Annotated in this window: 1 protein-coding gene and 1 pseudogene; both read left to right on the forward strand. The window is 69.0% G+C overall.

Features of this window, described 5'->3' with window-relative positions; all coding sequences use genetic code 11:
* Positions 1–592, forward strand: a 592-nt coding sequence (locus MFF55_RS24750) for a carbonic anhydrase (protein WP_238246778.1), incomplete at its 5' end; no start/stop codon positions are given.
* 155 nt (positions 593–747) lie between these two features.
* A pseudogene (locus tag MFF55_RS24755) lies at positions 748–3,966 on the forward strand (esterase-like activity of phytase family protein); the annotation flags it as partial.

Below are 3,966 nucleotides of genomic sequence, written 5' to 3' on the forward strand. Positions count from 1 at the left end.
CGCCGCTATGGGCTCGATCGAATACGGCGTTGCCGAACTCGGCGTGCCGCTGATCGTGGTGCTCGGCCACGAAGAGTGCGGGGCCGTCCAGGCGGCTGTGAGCGTGGTGAAGGAGAATGCCACCTTCCCCGGCAGCATCGGCAAGATGATCGAGCCGATCGTTCCAGCCGTCCTGAAGGCTCAGAGCCAGCCTGGCGATCTGCTCGACAACGCGGTTCGCGAGAACGTTCGTCGGACGGTACACCGTCTGCGGACGTCGGAGGCGCTGCTCCTCGGCCCGATCAAGACGGGGAAGCTCAAGGTGGTCGGCGCGCGCTACGATCTTGATGACGGTCAGGTTGAGTTTGCGACCAAGCCTGAGCGCGGGCCAGCCTTCTGCTCAGGGCGGCGATCTGCCCGCCCCGAGCATCGCCTGCAGGTCCAGAACGGGTCGCTCAGCTTCCAGGCGCACCAGCGGAGCCCTGCAGAATCACGCAACGTATTGGTGGGCGAGTGCACCGGAGGATCGACAAGATCTGCGCTCACCCGGCCGAAGCAGCTTGATGGCGCCGAACGGCCTCTGTCAGGTCGAGCGGCCCGGGACGCAGGTTGAGAACCCTGCATTGGGTACCCCGCAGGCCGCCTGCTCATCCCGCGCGGGAATTCTAAACTGCTGACCTGCAGCGTCATCCGCCCGTCAAGCAAAGCTCGCAACGGTGTCTCCGGGACGTTTCGGCGCTGGCGCGCCCGACGTTGGAGGAACAGCAGATGGCGTCGTTACCCGCCCCCGGATCCCTGCGCGTTGCGACCTTCAGCGCCTCGCTGAACCGGGCCAGCGAGGGGCAGCTCATCCGCGACCTCAGCGCGCCGGACAACGCACAGGCCCGCGCCGTCGCGGAGATCATCCAGCGCAACAACCCGGACGTGATCCTGGTCAACGAATTCGATTTCGACCGGGCGGGGCCGGGCGGCACCTCGCTGGCCGCCGACCTCTTCCGGAGCAATTACCTGCGGGTGGGACAGAACGGCGCCGCGCCGGTCGATTACCACTACGTCTTCATCGCGCCCTCGAACACCGGCGTGTCCTCGGGCTTCGACCTCAACAACAACGGGGTGGCGGTCACGACGCCCGGACAGCCTGGCTACGGCGACGACGCGCTCGGCTTCGGCGACTTCCCCGGCCAATTCGGCATGGTCATCTTCTCGCGCTACCCGATTGACACTTCGGGGGCGCGGACCTTCCAGAACTTCCTGTGGCGGGACATGCCCGGCGCACGGCTGCCCGACGATTCCGGGACGCCGCAGCCACGGGACTTCTACAGCCAGGCCGAGCTCGACGTGTTCCGGCTCTCGTCCAAGAGCCATTGGGACGTGCCGATCAACGTCAACGGCCAGACCGTGCACATTCTGGCCTCGCACCCGACACCGCCGACCTTCGATGGGCCGGAGGACCGCAACGGCCTGCGCAACGCCGACGAGATCCGCTTCTTCGCCGATTACATTCAGCCCGGCGCGGGCAGCTACATCTACGACGACCAGGGACGGCGCGGCGGCCTCGCGGCGGGCGAGCGCTTCGTCATCATGGGCGACCAGAACGCGGATCCCCTCGACGGCGACAGCGTCGCGCAGGCGATCCGCCAACTCCTCGACAACCCGCTCGTCGACACCAGCATCACGCCGTCGAGCCCCGGCGGCTCGCAGCAGGCGGCGCTCCAGGGCGGCGCGAACGCCCGCCACCGGGCCGATCCGCGCTTCGACACCGCCGACTTCGCCCACGGCGCGCCGGGCAACCTGCGGGCCGACTACGTGCTGCCCTCGCAGGCCGGCCTCACCCCTCTCTCCGGCAGCGTGTTCTGGCCGCTGAACACCGACCCGCTGTTCCGCCTCGTCGGCACCTTCAACCCGGCGCTGCCAGGCGGCTTCCCGAGCTCGGACCATCGCCTCGTCTCGATGGACCTCGCGATCACCGAGGACACGCGGCGGGATCTCGGCAGCATCGATTTCATCGGCCAGGCGACCCTGGCGACGCGCACGCAGTTCCAGGGCACCGAGATCGGCGGCCTCTCGGGCATCACCTACGACCAGTCCACCAACAGCTACATCGCGATCGCGGACGACCGCTCGCAGATCAATCCGGCGCGCTTCTATTCCCTCAACATCAATCTGTCGGACGGCCGTCTGCAACAGGGCGACGTGACCTTCACGGGCGTCACCCCGCTGACCAGCAACGGCGCGACCTTCCCGGCGCTGTCGCTTGACCCGGAGGGCATCGCACTCACCGGGCGCGGCCTTTACATCGCCTCCGAGGGCGAGGCGACGCCCCAGCGCCTGACCGATCCCTTCGTCCGGCTCTTCGACCGGAGCGGCGCGCAGATTGGCGCCTTGCCGGTCGACGCGAAGTTCCGCCCCTCCGCCGACGGCACGACCGGCATCCGCAACAACCTCGCGTTCGAGAGCCTGACCGTCACACCCGACCAGGGCACGCTGTACACGCGACGGAGAACGCGCTGGCCAGCGACGGCCCAATCGGGACCCGGGCCAGCGGCTCGGCCGCGCGGATCGTGGAATACGACCTCGCCACGGGCACCGCGCGGGGCGAGTACGTCTACATCACCGAGCCGGTCGCTGCGGCCGCAGTGCCGTCGGGCGGTTTCACCACGGCGGGCCTCGTCGACCTGCTCGCCATCGACGACGACGGCACGCTGCTGGCGCTCGAGCGCTCGTTCTCCGTCGGCGCCGGAAACGCCCTGCGGCTCTACCGGATCTCGACCAATGGCGCGACGGACGTCTCCCGCACCCGCTCGCTTCAGACCCAGATCGAGAACGGCGAGCTTACGCTGAGCGGCGCACGGCCGGTCGAGAAGGAGCTGGTGTTCGACTTCAGCACCCTCGGGATCACCCTCGACAACGTCGAGGGCCTGACCCTCGGGCCGCGCCTGCCCGACGGGCGCCAGAGCCTGGTACTCGTCTCGGACAACAACTTCGACGCGGCGGCCTTCACTCAGGTGCTCGCCTTCGCGATCGACCTGCGGGCGGACGACGGCCTTGCCGTCGCGCCGAGCGGCCAGGGCGGCAACATCATCACCGTCACAAATCCATCGGCGTTGACCGCCGCGCAGGGCACGGCCGGGTTCGACACCGTGATCTACGACGAGCCGCGAACGGTGATCCTGCCGGGCAACGTGGAGAACGCGACGCTGACCGGAAGCGGCGGCGTGATCGGCAACGGCCTCGGAAACGCGGTGATCGCTGTGGGGAACAATCGGATCGCCACCGGGGCGGGCGACGACCTCGTGACGGTGGGACAAGGCCCGAACATCGTCGATGGCGGCACCGGCGAGGACATCCTCGTGTTCGGGTTCCAGCTCTCGGAGGCGCAGGTCGGACTGGTCGCCGGAAATACCGTGATCGGCGGACCCGGCGGCCGCACCCAAGTCCGCGGCATCGAGCGGTTCGAGTTCACGGACCGCACGGTGACGACGGGGGACGGCGCGCCGCTGGTGGACGACCTGTTCTACCTGGCCAACAACCCGGACGTGGCGGCCTCCGGTCGGGACGCGGACGCGTATTACGCCGAGTTCGGCTTCCGCGAGGGCCGCGATCCGAACGCCTTCTTCTCCACCACCGGCTACCTCGCCGCCAACCCGGACGTGCGCGCCGCCGGCCTCAACCCGCTCACCCACTACGAGGGGTTCGGCTTCCGCGAGGGCCGCGATCCGGGTGCGGCCTTCGACACGCAGGGCTACCTCGCCCGCAACGCCGACGTGCGCGCAGCCAACGTCAACCCGCTCGCCCACTACCTCGAGTTCGGCCAGTCCGAGGGTCGCACCATCAACGCCGCCGTGGGTCGCGCCGGCGAGATCGGGTCAGCCCGCGGCTTCGATGCCGAGTTCTACCTGCTCTCCAACCCCGACGTGGCGCGCGCCGCGATCGCGGCGGGCGGCGACGGGCTGGCGTTTGCGCGGAGCCACTTCACCAACTTCGGCG

Origin of the sequence: Methylobacterium iners, from assembly GCF_022179305.1 — a bacterium.
In the GTDB taxonomy this organism is placed as follows: Bacteria; Pseudomonadota; Alphaproteobacteria; order Rhizobiales; family Beijerinckiaceae; genus Methylobacterium; species Methylobacterium iners.